Annotated in this window: 18 protein-coding genes and 1 tRNA gene; 2 read left to right on the top strand and 17 right to left on the bottom strand. The window is 32.7% G+C overall.

Going from position 1 to position 19,620, the window contains the following annotated elements:
• Positions 1-367: 367 nt before the first annotated feature.
• The gene (gene aat / locus H277_RS0117270) at positions 368-997 is read right to left on the bottom strand and encodes a leucyl/phenylalanyl-tRNA--protein transferase (RefSeq protein WP_019976880.1); all 630 of its coding nucleotides are present in this window, start codon (positions 995-997) and stop codon (positions 368-370) included.
• 84 nt (positions 998-1,081) lie between these two features.
• Positions 1,082-1,453 carry a DUF3127 domain-containing protein gene (locus tag H277_RS0117265; RefSeq protein WP_019976879.1) on the bottom strand — a complete coding sequence of 124 codons (372 nt, stop codon included), beginning with the start codon at positions 1,451-1,453 and terminating at the stop codon, positions 1,082-1,084.
• 117 nt (positions 1,454-1,570) lie between these two features.
• Here H277_RS0117265 and H277_RS0117260 point away from each other — a divergent pair.
• Both H277_RS0117260 and H277_RS0117255 read left to right on the top strand, forming a co-directional pair.
• A tRNA-Leu gene (locus H277_RS0117260) sits at positions 1,571-1,652 on the top strand.
• 343 nt (positions 1,653-1,995) lie between these two features.
• Positions 1,996-2,190, top strand: coding sequence for a CsbD family protein (locus H277_RS0117255; protein WP_019976878.1), 195 nt, complete (start codon positions 1,996-1,998; stop codon positions 2,188-2,190).
• A 50-nt stretch (positions 2,191-2,240) separates the two neighbouring features.
• Here H277_RS0117255 and H277_RS0117250 read toward each other — a convergent pair whose 3' ends face one another.
• The 15 genes from H277_RS0117250 to H277_RS0117180 form a co-directional block, all read right to left on the bottom strand.
• Entirely contained in the window at positions 2,241-3,362 is a 1,122-nt protein-coding gene (locus H277_RS0117250) for a GNAT family N-acetyltransferase (protein ID WP_019976877.1), read from the bottom strand.
• A gap of 44 nt (positions 3,363-3,406) precedes the next feature.
• Positions 3,407-3,928 carry a DUF4833 domain-containing protein gene (locus H277_RS0117245; RefSeq protein WP_026357703.1) on the bottom strand — a complete coding sequence of 174 codons (522 nt, stop codon included), beginning with the start codon at positions 3,926-3,928 and terminating at the stop codon, positions 3,407-3,409.
• Between the two features lie 38 nt (positions 3,929-3,966).
• On the bottom strand, positions 3,967-4,605 hold the full coding sequence (locus tag H277_RS0117240) for a VTT domain-containing protein (RefSeq protein WP_019976875.1): 639 nt from the start codon (positions 4,603-4,605) through the stop codon (positions 3,967-3,969).
• A gap of 49 nt (positions 4,606-4,654) precedes the next feature.
• The gene (locus tag H277_RS0117235; protein WP_244874908.1) at positions 4,655-5,326 is read right to left on the bottom strand and encodes a DedA family protein; all 672 of its coding nucleotides are present in this window, start codon (positions 5,324-5,326) and stop codon (positions 4,655-4,657) included.
• 9 nt (positions 5,327-5,335) lie between these two features.
• Positions 5,336-5,701: a YraN family protein gene (locus tag H277_RS0117230; RefSeq protein ID WP_019976873.1), complete on the bottom strand. Its 366-nt coding sequence runs from the start codon at positions 5,699-5,701 to the stop codon at positions 5,336-5,338.
• 6 nt (positions 5,702-5,707) lie between these two features.
• Complete coding sequence (gene upp / locus H277_RS0117225; RefSeq protein WP_019976872.1) at positions 5,708-6,343, bottom strand: uracil phosphoribosyltransferase; 636 nt, start codon at positions 6,341-6,343, stop codon at positions 5,708-5,710.
• Positions 6,344-6,347: 4 nt separating this feature from the next.
• On the bottom strand, positions 6,348-7,286 hold the full coding sequence (locus H277_RS0117220; RefSeq protein WP_019976871.1) for a S66 peptidase family protein: 939 nt from the start codon (positions 7,284-7,286) through the stop codon (positions 6,348-6,350).
• A gap of 82 nt (positions 7,287-7,368) precedes the next feature.
• Complete coding sequence (locus H277_RS0117215) at positions 7,369-9,876, bottom strand: TonB-dependent receptor (protein WP_019976870.1); 2,508 nt, start codon at positions 9,874-9,876, stop codon at positions 7,369-7,371.
• Positions 9,877-10,283: 407 nt separating this feature from the next.
• Positions 10,284-12,731, bottom strand: a complete 2,448-nt coding sequence (locus tag H277_RS0117210) for a TonB-dependent receptor (protein ID WP_019976869.1) — start codon at positions 12,729-12,731, stop codon at positions 10,284-10,286.
• A gap of 491 nt (positions 12,732-13,222) precedes the next feature.
• Positions 13,223-14,011 (bottom strand): hypothetical protein, encoded by a 789-nt coding sequence (locus H277_RS0117205; RefSeq protein WP_019976868.1) that lies wholly within the window; start codon positions 14,009-14,011, stop codon positions 13,223-13,225.
• Entirely contained in the window at positions 14,008-14,871 is an 864-nt protein-coding gene (gene nadC / locus H277_RS0117200; RefSeq protein WP_019976867.1) for a carboxylating nicotinate-nucleotide diphosphorylase, read from the bottom strand. Before nadC ends, H277_RS0117205 begins: the two co-directional genes overlap by 4 nt.
• Positions 14,871-15,728 (bottom strand): hypothetical protein, encoded by an 858-nt coding sequence (locus tag H277_RS0117195; protein ID WP_019976866.1) that lies wholly within the window; start codon positions 15,726-15,728, stop codon positions 14,871-14,873. The genes nadC and H277_RS0117195 overlap by 1 nt, the downstream gene beginning before the upstream one ends.
• Positions 15,729-17,294, bottom strand: coding sequence for an L-aspartate oxidase (gene nadB / locus H277_RS0117190; RefSeq protein ID WP_019976865.1), 1,566 nt, complete (start codon positions 17,292-17,294; stop codon positions 15,729-15,731).
• Positions 17,294-18,298: a quinolinate synthase NadA gene (gene nadA / locus H277_RS0117185; RefSeq protein WP_019976864.1), complete on the bottom strand. Its 1,005-nt coding sequence runs from the start codon at positions 18,296-18,298 to the stop codon at positions 17,294-17,296. The genes nadB and nadA overlap by 1 nt, the downstream gene beginning before the upstream one ends.
• A 12-nt stretch (positions 18,299-18,310) precedes the next feature.
• Positions 18,311-19,429 carry a C1 family peptidase gene (locus H277_RS0117180; RefSeq protein ID WP_019976863.1) on the bottom strand — a complete coding sequence of 373 codons (1,119 nt, stop codon included), beginning with the start codon at positions 19,427-19,429 and terminating at the stop codon, positions 18,311-18,313.
• Positions 19,430-19,620 lie beyond the last annotated feature (191 nt).

The raw sequence follows: 19,620 nt of genomic DNA, 5'->3' as shown, positions 1-19,620 counted from the left end.
AGTGTCCTTGAAGGAATTAAATTCAGTTTCATCAGGGCAGGTGCAAGGTGCAAGTATTATATATACTTGCACCTTGCACCAGTCCCAAATGCTGATGAATAGAGGGTTGTTGTTTTGAAAACTTTTAGTTAAATTTGCACTATGAGTGATTTGCAGACAAAAGGTAGACATCTGATAAGTCAAAATAGTATAGGAAACGCTCTAAATCGTACCCCTTAATTGAAATAATATAATTATGGTATTGAATATTAAATTGTTACACTTTACTTTGTAATTTTTCTTTATAATTAGGAAAATCTGCACCTGATTTTACTTGTTCATGTGCTTGTTCAATTTCAGTTATTGTAAACTCTCTCATATTGGTTGATTATTGTAAATAGTCTAAAAAAACATCACTCGGAATTTCCATAGCTCCTAAACTAGCTAAATGTTCAGTATAAACCTGGCAATCGATTAATTTATATTTTTTGTGATATTTGGCTACAAATTGTATAAATCCAGCTTTTGATGCATTGCTTACTTTCGCAAACATACTTTCGCCACAGAAAACTTCCCCCATATCTACACCATAAAAACCGCCAACTAATTCATTGTTCTGCCAAACTTCGATACTTTTAGCAATTCCCATTTCGTGCAATTTGCAATATGCTTCGATCATATCAGTTGTAATCCATGTTCCATCTTGATTTTTTCTATCAACTTGTGAGCAATTCAGAACCACATCTCGAAATGCTTTGTTTTCTGTATAAGAAAATGTTTGGTCACGGAAAACTTTTTTCATCGATTTCGAAACGTGCAAATTTTCGGGAAACAAGACGAAACGATCTTGTGGAAACCACCAAATAATAGGATCATCCTCATTGAACCATGGAAAGATTCCTTTTTGATAAGCCAAAATTAGACGTTCTGGCGAAAGATCTCCTCCAATTGCGAGTATTCCTTCACTTGTGACCTCATCGTAGTCAGGAAAGACTAAATCAGAACTTAACCAATACATACTCTTCTTTTAAAAATTAATTAAAATTAAAAAAACGTGTTCAATAAAGAACACGTTTAGTATTAATTGACATTTTGTTTCTCCTTAGAATGGTAAATCATCATCATCACCGTTAGAAAACGTATCTACCGGAGGCGCTGGTGCAAAATTATCGTAGCCTTGAGGTGCTTGTGCTGCTGCATTTGCCATATTTTCAATTCTCCAAGCTTGGATGGTATTGAAATATCTTGCTACACCTTCTGGATTGATCCACTCACGACCACGAATATTTATTGAAACTTTCACTTCATCACCAGGTTTGTAAGCATTCAACACATCTGTCTTATCTTGTGTAAGTTCAATTAAAATATCTTGCGGATATTGTTCTTGCGTTGTAACAACGAATTCTCTTTTTTTGAAACTTGCAGTAATGTTTTGAGTTTCAAATACTTTTTTAATTCTTCCTGTAATTTCCATTTTTGTAAAAGCTTTGTACAAATTTAGAATGTAAAAAAAGATTAAAAAAATTTTATTTCTAAATTTTGTTAGAACGAAAACTTGTGTATATTTGCAATCCAAATCAGTGAGATTTAAGCGGGCGTGGTGGAATTGGTAGACACGCTAGACTTAGGATCTAGTGCCGCAAGGTGTGAGAGTTCGAGTCTCTCCGCCCGTACAAGTAAAGGATTTGAAAACATTTTGTTTTCAAATCCTTTTTTTATGGCTTATTGTTTTATACAAATTGCAATAATTTTCATTAAATTAGGTTATTATTTGGTTATAAAGGTTGGTTTGGTATGTATTCTAAAAAGAAAAGAAATCTAAAATCAGGAGGTAGAAATATTCCTGTTTTTGAATTTATTGTCGTCGTCGTTATCATTATTTTATTGATTTACTTCGTGCTCTTTTAAAACATTTTCATAGGTTATTTAACATTAATTTATAACTTATTAATATTCTACGGTTTAATATTTGCTCCTCATAAATCATAATACTAAACAATTTTAAAAAAAACAATTATGGACAAATTAGAATTAGAAGGAAAATGGAATCGTATTAAAGGAGCTGTGAAACAACAGTATGGAGATTGGTTTGATGACGACAAAGTTTATGCTGAAGGTAAATACGATGAAATTGTAGGAAAGATTCAGGAAAAAACCGGAAAAACAAGAGAAGAAATTGAAAAAACAATCAAAGATTGGAAAGAGGATTAATCAACTCTTTTTTCAATGAAAAAGGTTAGGATTTACTCCTAACCTTTTTTTTAGTCTATATTTTTATAAAATGTTTTTCTTCGTTTGTGAACAATTGGATCAAAGTTCTTCCATAATTGCTGAACCTTCATATTTTCCTCAAGCAAAGGATTTGTTTCCAATGTTTTGATTCCTCTCGCTGTAAAACGGTCGTAAAGTTCCTTAAAAATTAAAGCATTTACACCTTTATTTTGATATTGAGGATCAATTCCAATTAAATAAAACTCGACATGATCGTTCTTTTTTTGTGCCTGCATCAAGTGCCACCAGCCAAATGGAAATAATTTTCCTTTCGTTTTTTGAAAAGCTTTCGAAAAAGAAGGCATTGTAATCGCAAACGCAATCATTTTGTTATTCTTATCTTTCACACATGAGATAAAATCGGGATGAATAAATTTTAAATATTTCTTTTTATAGTGCTCTACCTGAAATTTTTCGATTGGCACGAAACTTTGTAACTCAGCATATGTCACATTTAACAGATCGAACATTTCATCCACATAAGGCAACATCTCATCAATTGTTTTGAACTTATAAGTCTCTATCTCATACCTTTTTTTCAGCATTTCACACAACTTATCCATTTGCTTTACAGAACTCAAATTTTCTATGTCAATAAAGTACTCTAACCATTCAGCTTTTGGCTCGTACCCTAATTGTTGCAAATATTTTGGGTAATACTCATAATTGTATAAACCGATTAAAGTCGCAATTTTATCAAAACCTTCTGTTAATAAACCGGCTTTATCCATATTCGAAAACCCCATTGGCCCTTCTATATAACTTAGTTTCTTTTCTATCGCTATGTTTTCAACAGCTGTTAATAAAGCTTTCAAAATGTTAATATCATCTTTAAAAACCAACCATCCAAAACGGATTTTTGATTTACAAAGCTCTTTAACTTCTGTCCAGTTGATAATAGACACAATGCGACCTACGACTTCATCTCCCTTGTAAGCTAAAAAAAACTTGGCTTCTACTGTTTTAAAAATTGTATTATTACAATCAAAACCAGCCAATTCATCTTTTTTTAACGAGGGCACCCAATACGGATTGTCTTTGTACACTTCAAAAGGTAAATCGACAAATTTTTTCATTTCTTTTGACGATTTCACCTCTTTTATTTCGATCATATAATTTAGATTGACTTATAAAATTCTAATTTATGAAGATTTTTTCAGAGAACAATTTTCTCATGTATTGATTTCCCGTTTTTATCTTTTCCGTAAAATAAAATGTAATCAAGCTTAACTGAAATTCCTGTTGTCCCTTTTTTTTGCTTTAGAAATACGCGATTTAGAGTTATCAACTTGTTGTTCACAGTTGTTTCAACAATTGGATTTTTATGTGCATCAAGCTTTAGTATAAGTTTTTGTTTCGGATAAGAGACTAAAGTTAAGTGATAAACATTCTTCTCTATTTTTTCAATATCCAATCCGTAAGCTAATTTTTTCTGAATTGCCGAAAGAGGTTTCTTTTCTCCGTTCTCAGCGTACAAAATCCGGTAAATATCAACCGGGTTATTGGTTTCTAATATGTCTTTTGAAGAAAAAACAGCATCATAAACAAATGTATTTTTATTTTCATTATGCTGAATATAAAATAATCGATTGGCTGATTTTGGAGGTACTGGATAACCATCTTGTGCATTTACAATAAAAGAAAAAAATAGGGCGAAAAATAGAAAATACTGTTTCATATATTGATTATTCATTTAATGATTTAAAAGATACAAAATTATTTCTTACGTTTTTCTTTTATCAACTCAATCACAATCGGAAATAATGAGAATAAAACAATGGCCATGACCGCAATCTCAAAATTGTTTTTAATCAGCGGAACAGTTCCCAAAAAATATCCTGACAACGTAATGCCAACCACCCAAATTGTACCTCCAATGACATTATATTGAATAAATGTGCCATAATGCATTTTTGAAATTCCTGCCACGAAAGGAGCCAAAGTTCTTACAATAGGTACAAAGCGAGCTATGACAATTGTTTTTGAACCATATTTCGTAAAAAAATCTTCCGTCTTTTGAATAGCAGTATCTTTAATAATTCTTTTCCCAAAAAGCGTAACTGTGACCAATTTTATGCCTAGTATTTTACCTATTGTATAATTCACCGTATCGCCTGCAACTGCAGCTACCCATAATAACCCCAGCACAATATAAATATTCAGTTGCTCTGGAAACGCAGCTGCAAGCATTCCGGCTGCAAATAACAACGAATCTCCCGGTAAAAAAGGCATGACAACTAAACCTGTTTCGATAAAAATCAATAAAAATAAAATCAGATAAAACCAATTTTGATAATCGTTTAGAATTGTTTCTAAATACTTGTCTATATGAAGTATATAATCTAAAATTTCCATCAAATAAATGTATAAAAAAACTCGACCGAAGTCGAGTTACATTGTTTTTTTATTCTTGTTCAGCTATTGTTTTTTTTCCGAACTTTTCTTTTAAAACTTCTATTATAATTGGAAGAATAGAAAGCACAGTAATTAATAGGATAATTTTAGAGAAATTATTTTGAACCCATTCGATATTTCCTAAGAAATAGCCGACAAGTGTTAAGCCAACAACCCATAGAACCGCTCCAACTACATTATAGGTAAGAAAAACAGAATAGCCCATTCTTCCTATTCCTGCTACAAAAGGTGCTAAAGTTCTTACAATAGGTACAAAACGTGCAATGACAATTGTTTTTGAACCGTATTTTTCATAAAACTCATGCGTTTTATTCAAATGTTCTTCCTTTACAAAGTTTTTCCCAAAAATTTTAATTTTAGTTGCTCTATAACCAACTTTCCGTCCAATCGAATAATTTAAGGTGTCACCCAGGATTGCTGCGACTAAAAGAATAGCAATAAGAATCCATACATTGAGATTATTTGTTTCCTGAGCTGCTAACATTCCGGCTGCAAACAGCAAAGAATCTCCTGGTAAAAAAGGCATAACAACCACACCGGTCTCCACAAAAATGATTAAAAATAAAATAGCATAAATCCATAAACCATATTCATTTACAAATTCTGATAAATGCTGGTCAATATGCATAATAAAGTCAAAAAGACTCATGAGTACTTCCATAAAAGTTGATTAAATTTCTGAAGCATTAAATGCATTTTTGATATGATTAACGCTCCAAGATTGTTGTGTTTTTAAAAGTGCTAAAATATCAAATCTTGCTTCACAAATAAAATTATTTTTCTGAATAAAATCATCCGCTGCAAGAATTAACAATTTCTTTTTCTTAGCATTAACAGCCGCTTCCGGTTCTGAAATATAATTTGACGTTCTCGCTTTAACTTCTACAATAATAATTTCATTTTCTAATTGAGCAATAATATCCACTTCGGCTTTTCTATAGAAGTAATTTCGCACAAGAATTGTATACCCTTCTTTAAGCAGGTACTCAACAGCAAAATCCTCCGCTTCTTTACCGAAATCGTAACTAATGCTCATAAAAATTTACATTGTTCCGTACAAACGATCGCCTGCATCTCCTAGTCCCGGTACAATGTAACCGTTTTCATTTAATCGTTCATCTAAAGCAGCTAAGAAGATCGGAACTTCCGGATAAATATTTTGAACAGCTTCTACCCCTTCCGGGCAGCCAACTAAACAAGCTAAGCGAACAGATTTAGCACCTTTATCTTTTAAAATTTCAATCGCTTTAATTGCAGAACCGCCAGTTGCTAACATTGGATCCACCAAAATCACATCACGAGAGCTTAAATCAGATGGAAGTTTACATAAATATTCTACCGGCTGTAAGGTATCGTGATCACGATACAATCCGATATGCCCTACTTTAGCTGTTGGAATTAATTGATGAATTCCTTTCACCATTCCCAAACCAGCGCGTAAAATAGGAACAATAGCCATATCATTTCCTTTCATTTTGTATCCAATTGTTTTGGTAATCGGTGTTTCAACTTCTACTTCTTCCAATTCTATATTACGGGTAATTTCGTAACACATTAATCCTGAAATTTCGTCAACCAACTCTCCAAATTCTTTCGTTGTTGTGTTTTTATCACGCATTTGCGTAATTTTCGCTTTAACTAATGGATGTGTAATGACTGTTAAATTATCTTGTTTCATATATTTAATCTATAAAATGCAAATTTACATTATTTGGAGCAACATTCAGATGAACTTTTGCACCCATTTTCAATGCCACATTATATCCTGTATGTCCTGCAGGAAAACCGAAAGCAACTGGAATACCAAGATCTTGAGTAAACCCATGAATGACTTCGTACGTTTTAGGATCGAAAGGATGATTATAATTCTCACCATTTTCTTCTTCAGTATCCATGTATGTAAAACTCCCCAATACGATACCTTTTACTTCGGATAAAATTTTGTTCCGTTTCAAACTCATCAACATCCTGTCTACCGCATACCAGTTTTCGAACCAATCTTCTAAAAATAAAATTTTTTCTGAAGGCTTTACAATTGCGGATTCACTTCCTAACAGAGAATAAACGATAGAAAGATTTCCTCCTACTAATTCACCTTCTGCTTCTCCCAACTTATTAAATGAGTGCTTTCCGATTTGATAATGCATTTTTTGTCCGAATAATGCTTTATACACACTTTGATAAGAATCGGGGTGATAATCAACATCTGCTAGTTTTTTTGCTGTTACAGCGTGCAAGGTTTGAAATCCTAAACGATTAAAATGATTGTGAAAAACAGTAATATCCGAATAGCCAATAATCCATTTCGGATTCTTTTTAAAATTAGTCAGGTCTAACCCATCAATAATTTTAACCGAGCCATATCCGCCTCGAGCACACCAAATCGCTTTTATTTCCGTATCGTCTAATGCCCATTGAAAGTCCTCTCTTCTTATCTCATCTGTTCCGGCATATTTGTAACCAAAATCATATTCGGCATAAATATTTTTTCCTAATACCGGAATCAATTTCCAGGAGTTTATTAAATCTATTGCTTCATCTAATTCACCTTTTAACATTCGTTTAGCAGGTGCTACAATAGCTATTTTATCACCTTCTTTTAGAAAATCAGGTTGAATCATTTTGTATAAATTTTATCAAAGGTAAAAACAAAAAAAAGACGAACTATAAAAGTTCGTCTTTAATTCTTTATAAAATTTTATCTTAGAAATTGTAAGTTACACCTGCATTCCAAGTTCTACCGTTCCCCCAGAAATAACCGTAGTTGTCTTTACGAGAAATGTATTGATCATTGAACAAGTTGTTAACGTTTCCTCTAAATTTAATTGATTGACTATTTGTAATTTTAAATTTATACGACATCCCTAAATCAACAGTTGCGAATGGGCGAATTGGAACATTTACATATTCTTTCCCTTCTGTTGCTGCTTTTACAGCATCAACCAAGTCCACATTTTCATATAAACGAGCATAATAGTTAAAGTTCGTATCAAAAGACAATCCTTTTGTGACATTTACTCTTGTTCCCATACCAAAAGTAAATTGAGCAGCATTACCTACATGAGCATCTAACGAACTCTCTTTACCTTCAAACCCTGGAAGTAAATCCTGTGTGTCTGTATCTTGTACTTGGAAATTATATTTCCCTTTGTACATCCAATCTCCTGTAGAAGCATATCCAGTAATTGTCCAATCACGTGTTACTTTAGCTTCGAAATCAGCTTCTATCCCCTTGTGAACTTCAGATAATCCAGTTGCGATAAAACGTACATTTGAATGTGGATTTCCATTTCCATCTTTAAAATCTTGGCCATTATAAGTCATCGAACGGTTATCCCATTCTGTATAATATGCATTTACGTTCACTCTTAATGTGCGAGATTTGTAACGGTAACCAGCTTCTACACTTTGTAAAATTTCATTATTAATTCCTGTGTCAATATAATTAACTGTGTTACGAACAAAAATATTATTCAAATATGGTTGACGAGAATATTTACCTACATTAACAAAAACACTATTTTCTTTGTTTATATTTAATGAAGCTCCAGCTTTTAAGTTGTATCCTATTTGAGTATGTTCACCAGAATAAGCTTTTCCATTTTTGAATTTAATCCCTTCCTTCTCAGCTCTTTCTGCTGTATAATTCCAGTTATCATATTTTTCATATTCTTGCCAAGATAATGCTCCTTGAAAAAACACTGAGAATAATTCATTCGAATATTCTGCTTGACCAAAGAAACCTTGGTAATTAATACGTTCTGAATTATCAAAACCAATTCTCTCACTTCTTTTTGCTTTATTGAACAGAGAATTCCATGGATCTGCACTAAATGTTTTTGTAACCTCATATCCAGCTGGTCTACTAACATTAGCATTTCTTACATCTGTACGGACTCTAGCTCCTAATAAATCATTAAGCTGTTGATAATGTTCACCTGTGTAAAAACGAATATCTGTACCTGCATTAAATGTCAATCCTTTTTTTGTATCGTAAGTAAAGTTAGAAACACCTCCGTACCAAAAATGATTGTTAACAGATGACGCTAAAACAGTACCATTTCTATATCCGTCAGAAATTCCATCTTTTAAAGTTGCGTTATTTGCATAAACATTTGCCCAGTTAATCTCTCCATTACTAGTATAACCTCCTCCAGGAGTATAACCAATACCATTTCCAGAAACACCTACACCTCCTCCTGTTCCGGTAGAAGCATAAACAACTGTAGACAATGACATTTTATCATTAATTGCCCAATCCCAGTTTAAGTTAGCAACTGGTTTGTGGTAATAATTCGTACGAGCAGACATTGATTCTCCATTGTAGAATCCATAATTAGAATTCCCTTTACGGCCTGTGATATCATAACCTGGTGTAGTAACAACACCATTTTTATCACGTTTAGACTCCATTGGTTTAGAAAAATTCTGGTCATGTTGTTGAGGTGCTCCAAAAATCATAAAGTTAAAAGTATGATGTTCATTTGGCTTGTATCCAACAGAAACAAAGTAAGACTGTCCTTTCCCTTCTGTACCACGAGCAAAACTTCTGTGTGCAGACCAATTATCAAACATAAAAGATGCACCCCATTTACCTTTCATACCTGTATTGTAACCAATAGTTTGTTTTTGGTAGGAATCATTTCCTGCTAAATAACGCACAAAACCACCTTCTTTTTTGTCTGTTGCTTTTGTAACAATATTCACAGTACCACCAACTGATGAAATTGCTAATTTAGATGACCCTAAACCACGTTGAGCGTCAATTACATTTGCAATATCAGAAACTGATTGCCAATTTGACCAATACAAACTACCGTTATCCATTCCATTGATTGGTTGTCCATTCAATAAGAACGCAGTATTCGATTGATCAAAACCTCTCATATACATTTTAGCATCACCAAAACCTGAAGCTTGATCTGCAATATAAATAGATGGTGAATTTTTTAATAATTCCGGAAACTCTACATTCCCTACACCTTTATCAAGGATTTGCTCTCTTGTAATTACAGTAGAAGCAACTGGTGTTTTACGATTTTCCGATACATCAATCACCCCTTTTCCAATGATTAATGTTTCATTTAAAGATACGTTTTCGTCCTGTCCAACCTTTGTAGAATCTGTTGGTTCAACAACCTGAGCGAAAGATAATGATGCCATTAAGGCAAAAGCTCCTACAAGTAAAAGCTTAGTTGAGTTTAACCTCATCTTATGAAATAGTTTTAAATGTTTACCGCTGCAAAGTTGAGGTGTAAATCTGTTAAAACCATTATAAATGTTGTGTTAATTCGGTATAATTATTATACAAAAAACCACTTTAAAAAACGACTCATAATTAACCTTAAATTCTATTAGTATGCTAATTTTAATGTAAAAAAATTATTATATTTTTAACTTAAAAGCATTAATCCTATATTTTTTTATTTCTTCAAAAATCGTTAAATACTTAAAAACGAATATTAATGCAATAATAATTGAATAATTATTCTTAAAATAAATTTATTTAGAATTAATTTAAATTAATTTCATCTATTTTATTCAGCCGAGACAAGTGATTGATAATAAACAAAAAGGCAAACTTTAAAGTTCGCCTTTTTAAATTATATTTATATTACTTAGAAATTATAAGTAACACCTGCATTCCAAGTTCTACCTACTGCATATCCGTAGCCATTTCTATCAATTCTACTTACATATTGCTCGTTAAATAAATTACGAACATTTCCTCTAAATTTGATTTTTTGCTTACCAAATTTAAATTCATATGCCAAACCAGTATTAACTCGTGCGAAAGGTGAAATTTTTTCAGCTTGATAAACCTCTCCTTTTAACGCACTCTTAACTACATCTTCTGGATTTACTTGTCCATAAGTACGGGCGTTATACATAAAATCTACATCCCAATATAGATTTCTTGTAAAATTAACCTTCGTTCCCATTCCAAATGTAAACTGAGCAGCTTCTCCAATATAAGTTCCAGTTAAATCAACATTTCCTTTTTCGAAGATTGTATCATCATCAGTATACATAGACTCAAATGGTGTAGTTCCATCATATTTCCAATCACCATAAGAAGCAAAACCATATAAGCTGAATGCCTGAGAAACCTTAGCATCAAAATCAATCTCAACACCCTTATGAATTTGAGCTATATCAGTATAAGAAGTAAATATTGGTCTTGTAGAATTATCTGGTTGTGTAACAGATCCTGAAATCCCTAAGAAACGATTACCCCATTTTGTATGATAGGCATTAATGTTAACTCTTAAATTTCTTGTTTCATATTTATAACCTACTTCAAAACCTGTAATCTCTTCATTATCTACATTTGGCTCACGTAAATCTACTTTATTATATTCAAATACATTATCAAGGAATGGCTGACGAGAATACCTTCCGGCATTACCGAAAATCGTATTTTCTTCATTAATATTAAATGATAAACCTCCTTTAATATTCCATCCTGTTTTATTTACTTTCTTAGAAGAAGCTTCTACACCTCCGTAATTCCATGTATCAAATTTTTGATAAAACTGATTTGATATTGCTCCTTGAGCAAATACCGTAAAAATCTCATTCGAATATTCTACCTGTCCAAACCCACCTTGATAGTTGATATCCTCACTGTAATCTCTACCTGTCCTTTGGGATTTTCCTGCAGATTTGAATAATGCAGACCAAGGATTTGTTCCAAAGGTCTCATTAACAATTACAGCTTGATTATTTTTTCCATCAATCTTATTAAAGTCTTGCCAACTATTTAATCCAAATAATTTGTTCATTTGTTGGAAATGATTACCTTGATAAAAACGGATATCCGCACCTAAATTGAAGTTCCAACCAGTTTTAGTATCAAAGTTTAAATTTGTTACACCTCCATACCAAAAATGGTTATTTACAGATGTACGGATAGCTCCATTAGAAACATTGTTTACTCCATTTATATCCTTTCCTCCATTATTTCCAATTCCATCTGGATCTAACATATTATTACTTTGAATTAAATCAAAATCAATCAATCCATTTTTCAAAGTACTTGTAGCTCTACCAACACCTGAAGTTCCTCCACCTGTTCCTGTAGAAGCATAAAGCACTGTGGATAAGTTTAAATTCTCATTAATATTCCAATCCCAGTTTAAATTAGCTACTGGTTTGTGGTAAAAATTTGTTCTTAAATTTTCACCTTTACCATTGAAATAACCATAGGTTGTATTGTATTTTTTACCATACCCATACTTTTCTGCATCAGCCCATTGCTTCTCACTTTTTGTAGAGTAATTCTGTCCATGTTCTTGTGGCGCACCAAAAATCATAAAGTTAATATTATGACGATCATTTGGTTTATATCCAACAGATACAAAATATGCCTGTCCACGTCCATCAGTTCCTTGAGCAAACGACCTGTGACCTTGCCAGTGATTAAACAAGAAAGATGCTCCCCATTTTCCTTTCATACCTGTATTATAAGATACTGTAGCGCTCATATAACTATCATTACCTACATTGTACCTTACAAATCCCCCTTGTTTTTTATCTGTAGCTTTTGTTACAATATTTACAGTACCACCTACAGAAGAAATAGCTAATTTAGAAGAACCTAATCCACGTTGAATCTGAACTGCATTGGCAACTTCCGTCATAGCAGACCAGTTAGACCAATACAAGTTACCATCTTCCATTCCATTGATTGGCTGTCCGTTTAATAAGTAAGCTGTATTTTGACTACTAAATCCACGTAAAAACATTTGAGAATCACCAAATCCTGATGATTGACCTGAAACATATACCGATGGTGTTGTTGTGAAAATTTCAGGAAAATCTACATTTCCAACCGCTTTATCTTCAATTGTTGATTTAGTAATTGTCGATACAGCAACAGGTGTTTTACGATCCTCTACTAAATCGATCACCCCTTTCCCAATAATTAATGTTTCATTTAAAGATACATTTTCGTCCTGTTCAACCTTTGTAGAATCTGTTGGTTCAACAACCTGGGCGAAAGATAATGATGCCATTAAGGCAAAAGCTCCTACAAGTAAAAGCTTAGTTGAGTTTAACCTCATCTTTTGAAATAGTTTAAAAGTTTACTTCCGCAAATTTCTACACTTTAAATGAGATTATTGTTAAATTATTGTAAATTTTTTAACCTTCATTAACAATTAAATTCCTTATTTTGTAATTAATAAAAATATATCAATTTAATTATCAATAAATAAACTTTTAGCTGTATAAAATAATGATATTTCATTTCAAGTCAATATTTAATGAACAATTAACACAATAGAGACATTACTTTTAAATAAATTTTACTATCAGTTAATGATTCGCTTTTCATCAAAAATCAGAAAAGCAATTAAAAACCCTATTATTTAGAATCAGTATTAATAAAAAATAAAGCATTTAAACCTCTATCAATTAAATAGATAAATATTAATTTCATTTGAAATTTAAGTAAACAAAAAAAAGAAACCCTTCATTATTTGGTAAAAAGAGTTTCTGATCATTTTATTCTGCTATTAAAAAACTGTTAAAAAGGAAATGTTATCATAAAAACTTAATAAATATACTTGGCGTATTTACTTTTAGCAAAATCATCCATTTTTTTATATTCAGCTATTTTTACATTGTTTTCATACACTTTTACCAAGAAGTTGCTTCTCACATTTCTAAAAAGATGAGCTATAATAATTTTAATCTGTTTACCATTTACTTCTTTATCTACCACTAAATTATTTTCGTTTTCACCTATAATCAATGGATTCGAAACCAATTCCACCAATGAATTCAACGTCTCAATCAACTCATCTTTTTCATTATACACCATAAACTTAAAATCTTTCGTTTGTCGAACGGTAAATTTTTGGTTAGAATTTAATGTAAATCGAATAGGATTCTTGTCTAAAACCGGTATTTTATTGGAAGATTTAAAAACAATGGGTAAATTAAAATTCAGTGCAGCACTGCTTCCATCTGGTAATTCTGCCGGTTTTATAAACTGATTATTATTTTTTAGATACACATTCATCACACGAAAAACATCTTTTACAATAAAAGAAAATAGTTCGGAATTGGATTCATTCGGATGAAAAACATATTCTCCGGATGTATTAATCTGAAACAAAGCTTTTTCATTAAAATCAGGCGTCTGAAAATATTCAAATAAGTTTTGATTACTTTTAAAATAACTTTCTATTAATAGTTTGGTTGTCTGATTAAAACATCCTATTAACTCTTCATTTGTCTGATACTTTTCACAACCAGGAAATACAACAGTCTTATATAATTTTGAAGTTTGAGCAAATGAGATGGAAGAAAGTAAAAATACCGCTATAATTTTTTTCATTCTTTAACCGCTTTCAAGCTAAGGTCAAAGTTCGCGGCCGAATGAATGATTGCTCCTGATGAAATAAAATCTACACCGGTCTGAGCAATCTCTCGTACCGATTGTTTCGTGATTCCTCCGGACGCCTCCGTTTTAGTTCGTCCTTCTATATATTGAACTGCTTCTTTCATCGTTTCCAAATCAAAATTATCCAACATAATAAAATCTACATTTGCCTCTAATGCTTCTTTTACTTCATTCATATTTCGCGTCTCTACTTCAATTTTTAAATTTAAATGATGTTTCGCCAAATAATCTTTGGTTTGTGCAACAGCTTTGGTAATATTTCCAGAAAAATCTACATGGTTATCTTTTAACATCACCATATCATACAATCCAAAACGATGATTTTCTGCTCCGCCAATCTTAACTGCCCATTTCTCAATCATCCTAAAATTCGGAGTTGTTTTTCGTGTATCCAGAATCTTAGCATTTGTTCCTTTTACCAACTCCATCATTTCATTGGCATAAGTAGCAATTCCCGACATTCTCTGCATACAGTTTAGTACCAGTCGTTCACAAGTCAGGATCGATTGAGAAGAACCTTTCACTTTAAAAGCAATATCGCCAAACTGTACTTTATCGCCATCCATTTTGAATGTTTCGATTTTTAAAGAAGGATCAAATGTTGCAAAAATAATTTTTGCTAATTCGATGCCCGCAATTATTCCGTTATCTTTTACTCTCAACTCAGCTTCTTGAACCGAGTCATAAGGAACACAAGCAAGTGTTGAATGATCGCCATCACCTACATCTTCTAAAAAAGCCTGGCGAATAAAAAGTTGTAATTTTTCTTGTGTGATATATGGAGGAAAATTCATTATCTATATGTTAAGGGTGCAAATTTTGATTGATTAAATTCTTTTTTGGTTTTGTATTCATAATACTCGGCCCAAGTTCCGTTTTCTTCTCGTACAACAGTAATTAAAACCTGTACAGAAGGATCATTTTCGAAGAAATGTTTAATTTGAAGTTTATATTCTTTCTCCTCTATTTTACCTTTTGTGATGTCAATAACACCCGATTTAAAAGCTGCTTCGAAGGCTGTTGCATATGGATCCACACTTGCCATTTCGAATAAATTAGAAAATCGTCCCAAATAATATTCTCGATTTCCTGTCTTCCCATACGTCTTGATATTATAATCTTTGTCAATTCTTACTTCTATTGTCTCTTCATCCGTTTTCAATGTAAATAAAACACGATTGGATGAAGGAAAATTTTCAAAGTCATTGTCTTTTTCAGCTGCTTCATAACGTAAAGGAAGGTTTAGGTTAACATCCATTGCCTTATTCTGCTCATCTTTAGCAGGTTCAATTTTTAACTTGGCACGTTCCATTTTATTTTGCAACAAAACCAAACTAGACATCGCTACACTATTAAAAATCGGATTAGCTCCATCTGTTGTCAGATTTGAAAAATTCCCTTCTTTCGTTATGGTAAAACCTAATTTTGATTGTACTGTTTCGATATGTAAATAATCTGCAATATTTGAAAAGAACGCAATTTGCGTCTGAACATCCTGATTCAGATTTTTATTTAGACAAGACACTAACTCTTTGTTCTCTGTCAAACTTTCGCACCCGAAATAAACTGGCATTTTCTTCGCTCCGGATTTTGATTGTGCCAAAGAAAGAACAAACGAAAATAATGAGATGAACAGAAAAAATTTCTTCATTTATTTTAAATCTTTGTTATAAAACGTACCACGATTTTCTTTTTGATGGATACTTTGTTCAATGATTAAATGCGCAACATCAACTAAATTCCTAAGTTCCAACAATTTTGGGGAAATAATTGTAAAATAATAAATTTCTTTTACCATTTTTTCAATTTCGATAATACGATCTTGAGCTATCTTCAGACGATTATCACTACGCACAATTCCTACCAATTCGCTCATCATGGCTTGCAATTGTTTACGTAAATAGGAAATCAAAACCAATTCTTCTTGTACTTTCATTCCATCCTCATTCCATTCAGGAAAATCGAAGTTATAAATGGAAAATTGATTTTGCTCTAATTTTTCCACCGTCTTTAGAGCTGCCCGATGACCAAAAACCATTGCTTCCAACAATGAATTTGAAGCTAATCGGTTTGCACCATGCAAACCAGTATTTGAACATTCACCAACAGCAAATAAATTCTCAAGCGATGTTTTCCCATTCAAATCAACATCAATCCCTCCGCATAAATAATGCGAAGCAGGAACCACAGGAACCAATTCTGTAAACATATCATATCCTTCAGACTTACACTTTTCGTAAATATTAGGAAAATGTTCTAGAAACTTTTCTTTCTCCAGATGGCGACAATCAATGTAAACATAATCATCCCCTCTCAATTTCATTTCATTATCAATTGCCCGGGCAACGATATCGCGCGAAGCTAGCTCTTCTCGCTCATCGTATTTATGCATAAACAACTCGCCGTCTTTTGTGCGTAATTTTGCTCCAAATCCTCGAACTGCTTCAGAAATCAAAAACAACTGTCCATCAAACTCACTATAAAAAGCTGTTGGATGAAATTGAATAAATTGCATTCCCGAAACAATTGCTTTCGCGCGACGAGCCAAGCCTATTCCATCTCCTGTTGCAATAACCGGATTGGTTGTATTTTTATATACATGTCCAACTCCTCCTGTTGCCAACAAAGTAACTTTTGCCAAATGACGTTCCACTTTATCCGTATTCAGATCTAAAATGTATGCACCATAGCAAGTTGTTTCATCAGACAAATCCCTGTTCAAATGATGTTCGGTAATCAAATCAACTACAAAATGATGGGTGAAAACCTGAATATTTGGATAATCTTTGATCGCTTCTAACATTGCACGCTCTATTTCCCATCCTGTCACATCTTTGTGATGAACAATTCGGTTTTCTGTGTGTCCGCCTTCACGACCTAAATCGTAAATACCTTCTTTGTTTTTATCAAACCGGACACCCCAATCAATAATTTCACCGATTCGTTCCGGCGCTTCCTTTACGACAACTTCAACCGCTTCCAATTTACACAAACCATCTCCGGCACGGAGCGTATCTTCAATGTGTTTCTCAAAACTATCTTTTTCAAAATCACTCACCACTGCCACTCCACCTTGTGCATATTTGGTATTGGTTTCGTCTTTATTGGCTTTGGTTACAATCGTAATTTTTGCATCAGGGTACTTAATCGCAATTTTCAATGCATAGGATAAACCTGCAATTCCGGAACCTATGACTAAAACATCTTGAACTGCCATTATTTGATTTTTTCTGATAGCTCCAGCATTCGATTAATCGAAGCCAAAGCTTTTACGCGTAAATTTTCTTCGATTTGTATTTCCGGTAATTCATATTTCATGCACAAATACAATTTTTCTAAAGTTGATAATTTCATGTAAAAACATTCTGAGCAGTTACACGATTCATCTTGTACTAAAGCAGGAATTAAGGTTTTAGTCGGGGCAAGTTTTTGCATCTCATGCAGAATACCTTCTTCTGTTGCAACGATAAATTCTTGTGCTTCGTTTTCAACAACATAATCCAGTAATCGGGATGTTGAGCCAATAAAATGAGCAAATTTCAGCAAATCCTCTTGCGCTTCCGGATGTGCAATTAATTTAGCATTTGGGTGATCTGCCATTTGTTGTGCAATTCGCTCCAAAGAAAATGCTTCATGAACAATACAAGCTCCATCCCATAAAATCATTTTTCGGTTACAAACCTGATTCAAATACCTTCCTAAATTACGGTCAGGTGCAAAAATAATTTCCTGATTTTCCGGTAATGAATTAATAATCGCTTCAGCATTAGAAGACGTTACAATAATATCAGACTCCGCTTTAACACCTGCATCGCAATTGATATAACTCACGACAATCGCATTTGGATGCTGTTCACGTAAACCACGTAACCCTTCTGCAGAACAAGAATCTGCTAAAGAACATCCTGCTTTTGTATCCGGTAAGACAACTTTTTTAGAAGGATTCAAAATTTTTGCAGCTTCAGCCATAAAATGAACTCCGCAAAAGACAATCATATCAGCTTCTGTTTTAGCCGCAGCTCGCGCCAACTGCAATGAATCGCCTAAATAATCAGCCAAATCCTGGATTTCTCCAGATTGATAATAATGTGCTAAAATAACGGCATTCTTCTCTTTTCGTAATCTATTTATCTCTTTAATCAAATCAGTTCCTTTGGGAATTTCAATATCCAAATAACCTTTATATTCTAATTTTTCGATCGCTTGTTCTAATGTATTCATTTGTTGCGAATTTTATTTTATTCCTAATTGCTTTTTTACTTCTTTAGACAAGGCATCTTTATGAATTGTATAAGCAATTGATTTCATTCTGAAAAATGGTTTCGACATATAAATATGTCCATTATTTCCTAAACCTTCTGTTCCCCAAGAATTTTTTACATCATAATATAGATTTCCTAACTGATCTTTCAAAACTCCTGTGATATGCATTAAGTGATCATCCCCTGTCGAATAATCCTCAAAAGCAGCCTGTCGTTCTTCTGCTGAAACCCATCTTTCAGGCAAAATCTGCACAAAATAATCTGATTCTAATCCTTCTAACGGCCAAATTGCCATTCCGTATTTTTTAGAAAATGTTTTTTCCGAAACGTCAGTATCAAAAGCTGCTGTATAACCATTGAACAAAGCTTCATCTAACACTCTCATATACTCATCTAAAGGTAAATTATAGTACAATCCGTTTGAAAAATTATCCGGAACCTGTAAAATAAATTGAGAATAATATGGCGCTTGTTGAAAAGATGTTAAGGTTACGTAATCGTCCGGATTAATTTTCAAAAATTTTGCAAATTCTTGTGGCGTATATTCCTTTCCTTCATATTTAAACTTTTTCGGAGGAACTCCCAGCTTTTGATTCAGCTTTTGATCGAACTTTGTTTTCCAGTCTTTGGTTAAATATTGTTTCGGATTTTTTACAATTGAATCTACAACCGTTTTCAAATCTTTCACCAACATTTCATGATTATGTTTCACATCTGTCCCGTTTGTAAAACCTGTGTACACTTCATTTGGAACTAAACCATTCTTTCGAACAGAGTTCAATACGTCGTGCGATAATCCTCCTTCACTAAACTGTGCCTTTCCCTGGCGATAAACATAATTATAAGCCTTAACAGGATAAGTAAAACGGACATTATATAGTTCTGATAAATCTACATCTTTTCCTGTCATACGCTTCACTTCCGATTCTAAAAATGATGTGGTAGAAAAAGACCAACACGTTCCTGTTTTTCCTTGCGAAATAACCGGTAGAGCTGTATTATTCACCAATTGTGTAAATTTGAAAGGTATTTCTTGCGCCGAAGCTAATGCACTTACAAAAGCGATTCCGGCAAATATATATTTTTTCATGTGTGTTTATCTAGAATTCAAAAGTAAAGTTATTTTATGAAGTTTGTATCTAAAATAATTCCAAATTCAAGGTTCTAATTGAATCAATAGCGTTGTATTTCCGACATTACGTTTCTTTATTTCGTTTCGAAAAAGCGCTCAAATTGACTAATTTTAACTCAAAATGTACAATAATTTCAAATCTAGCGAAT

Source organism: Empedobacter brevis NBRC 14943 = ATCC 43319, from assembly GCF_000382425.1.
Lineage (GTDB): Bacteria > Bacteroidota > Bacteroidia > Flavobacteriales > Weeksellaceae > Empedobacter > Empedobacter brevis.
Note: the sequence above shows the minus strand (reverse complement) of the source record. Positions and strands in the feature narration are given on the sequence as shown.

Bases quoted from the DNA above. Each gene is read 5' to 3' on its own strand.
- aat (WP_019976880.1), bottom strand. From the start codon at position 997: ATGTATTGGTTAAGTTCTGATTTAGTCTTTCCTGACTACGATGAGGTC.
- H277_RS0117265 (WP_019976879.1), bottom strand. From the start codon at position 1,453: ATGGAAATTACAGGAAGAATTAAAAAAGTATTTGAAACTCAAAACATT.
- H277_RS0117255 (WP_019976878.1), top strand. From the start codon at position 1,996: ATGGACAAATTAGAATTAGAAGGAAAATGGAATCGTATTAAAGGAGCT.
- H277_RS0117250 (WP_019976877.1), bottom strand. From the start codon at position 3,362: ATGATCGAAATAAAAGAGGTGAAATCGTCAAAAGAAATGAAAAAATTT.
- H277_RS0117245 (WP_026357703.1), bottom strand. From the start codon at position 3,928: ATGAAACAGTATTTTCTATTTTTCGCCCTATTTTTTTCTTTTATTGTA.
- H277_RS0117240 (WP_019976875.1), bottom strand. From the start codon at position 4,605: ATGGAAATTTTAGATTATATACTTCATATAGACAAGTATTTAGAAACA.
- H277_RS0117235 (WP_244874908.1), bottom strand. From the start codon at position 5,326: ATGGAAGTACTCATGAGTCTTTTTGACTTTATTATGCATATTGACCAG.
- H277_RS0117230 (WP_019976873.1), bottom strand. From the start codon at position 5,701: ATGAGCATTAGTTACGATTTCGGTAAAGAAGCGGAGGATTTTGCTGTT.
- upp (WP_019976872.1), bottom strand. From the start codon at position 6,343: ATGAAACAAGATAATTTAACAGTCATTACACATCCATTAGTTAAAGCG.
- H277_RS0117220 (WP_019976871.1), bottom strand. From the start codon at position 7,286: ATGATTCAACCTGATTTTCTAAAAGAAGGTGATAAAATAGCTATTGTA.
- H277_RS0117215 (WP_019976870.1), bottom strand. From the start codon at position 9,876: ATGAGGTTAAACTCAACTAAGCTTTTACTTGTAGGAGCTTTTGCCTTA.
- H277_RS0117210 (WP_019976869.1), bottom strand. From the start codon at position 12,731: ATGAGGTTAAACTCAACTAAGCTTTTACTTGTAGGAGCTTTTGCCTTA.
- H277_RS0117205 (WP_019976868.1), bottom strand. From the start codon at position 14,011: ATGAAAAAAATTATAGCGGTATTTTTACTTTCTTCCATCTCATTTGCT.
- nadC (WP_019976867.1), bottom strand. From the start codon at position 14,871: ATGAATTTTCCTCCATATATCACACAAGAAAAATTACAACTTTTTATT.
- H277_RS0117195 (WP_019976866.1), bottom strand. From the start codon at position 15,728: ATGAAGAAATTTTTTCTGTTCATCTCATTATTTTCGTTTGTTCTTTCT.
- nadB (WP_019976865.1), bottom strand. From the start codon at position 17,294: ATGGCAGTTCAAGATGTTTTAGTCATAGGTTCCGGAATTGCAGGTTTA.
- nadA (WP_019976864.1), bottom strand. From the start codon at position 18,298: ATGAATACATTAGAACAAGCGATCGAAAAATTAGAATATAAAGGTTAT.
- H277_RS0117180 (WP_019976863.1), bottom strand. From the start codon at position 19,429: ATGAAAAAATATATATTTGCCGGAATCGCTTTTGTAAGTGCATTAGCT.